The organism is Dietzia sp. B19 (genome assembly GCF_014145155.1).
In the GTDB taxonomy this organism is placed as follows: domain Bacteria; phylum Actinomycetota; class Actinomycetes; order Mycobacteriales; family Mycobacteriaceae; genus Dietzia; species Dietzia natronolimnaea.
Map to the genome: position 1 here is coordinate 1 of NZ_JAALED010000493.1, position 1585 is coordinate 1585.

Consider the following 1585-nt stretch of genomic DNA (forward strand, 5'->3'; position numbering starts at 1 on the left):
GGGAGCAGCCCGGGGACCCCGGCGGGGACGACGAAGCCGTGGAGGAACAGGTCGGCCACGACCCTGCGCACGGGTTCCGCCAGCTCACCGGGGTCACGACCGGCCCCCGCGGCGGCGAGGACGACGAGATCCTCCAGGGGGAGCGCACCCATACGCGCCCCTCGGAGGACCGTCGCGGTCAGCGGGTCGATCTCGTGGCGCCAGCGTGCACCGGTGACGCGCTCGACCACCACCGACCCGGCCGGTGCAGAGGCCCCGGACGTCTCGTCCCCCGCGTCACCGGCGTCCGGTGCCAGACTCTCCGAGACGTGCAGGTGGACGTCGGGGGAGACGGTGAACACCGTCGCGTCCAGCGCCCGCTCCTGCCCGCCCTGTCGGTCCGCGGCCGCCCGCAACCACGCCATGCGCGCGAAATAGGCCTCGGCCTCGTCCCCGAGCCCCTCGTCGAAGGGGTGGGTGAGGTCCTCGCAGAGCACCGACGACGCGCCGTCGATCCGCCTGAGGAAGACGTACCCGAACCCGACCCCGTCGACGCCCCGGTCCTCGAAGTGGTCGAGCCAGGCGTCCGCGGCGAGGGCTGTGGACTCGTCCCTCGGGTCCATGCCCTCGTCCGTGAGCCATGTCCAGACGTAGAGCTCCGGGTCCGAGGTGTCGCGACGGAGCACCCAGGCCTCCACCCCGTCGGAGGGGACCCACGACGCCACGTGGGTCCGCCAGTCGGTGTCCTGGCGCTCCACCCAGGAGGCCAGGATGACCGCGGTGCCGTCCCGGGTCAGGTGTTCGTGAGCCCCGGACACGACCGTCCGGCTCGCCCCGTCGAGGGCGAGCCCCGACTCGCGGTACGAATGGCCGGGCTCGGAGGGGCCCACCACGAACGGTGGGTTGGCGACGACCCGGTCGAAACGACGATGGGCGACGGGTTCGAACCAGGGACCGACGAGCAGTTCCCCGTCCAACCCGTTGATGGCCAGCGTGGCGGACGCCAGGTCCAGGCATCTGGGGGTGATATCCGTACCCGTCGCCGTCCTCGCGGTCCCGAGGGCGTGCACGAGCTGGATGCCGCAGCCGGTGCCGAGGTCGAGGACGGAGTCCACGTGCGAGGTGGGTGTGATCCGGAGGAGGGACAGCGTGGCCTGCCCGACCCCGAGGACGTGGTCTGGCCTCGTGGTGGCGTGGGCCATCGACCCGTCGACGTCGGCGAAGACCCAGCGTGTCCCGTGACCGGTGTCCACGGGCCGGAGGTCGAGGAGCGCCCGGAGGGTCGCCTTCGGCGTGGTCTGACGGGTCCACAGTCCGGCGTCGATCCCGTCGGCTACGGGTACCCCGGGCAGGGCCGCCACGACCTCGCCCTCGGGGACCGCGTCACCCAGGATGAACAGCCGGACCAGGGTCCCGACCGGCCCGGCGGAGCGGGCGTGCCTGCGGACGGACGCCGGGTCCGAACGGGCGAGCGCCGAGACCGCCTCCGGCCCCAGTGCGTCCTCCAGTCCGGGCACCGTGAAGTGGCACTCGCGGAACGACTCCGCCAGTGCGGGGGCCAGGCGGGTGAGGGCGGGAACTGTCGGGGTCACCGGGCGGGATCGCT

Annotated in this window: 1 protein-coding gene; it reads right to left on the reverse strand. The window is 73.3% G+C overall.

Translation table 11 applies throughout. The annotated features are described in order from the left end of the window. Positions 1 to 1571, reverse strand: a 1571-nt coding sequence (locus tag G6020_RS13540; RefSeq protein WP_182610975.1) for a methyltransferase, incomplete at its 3' end; no start/stop codon positions are given. Positions 1572 to 1585: the final 14 nt, after the last annotated feature.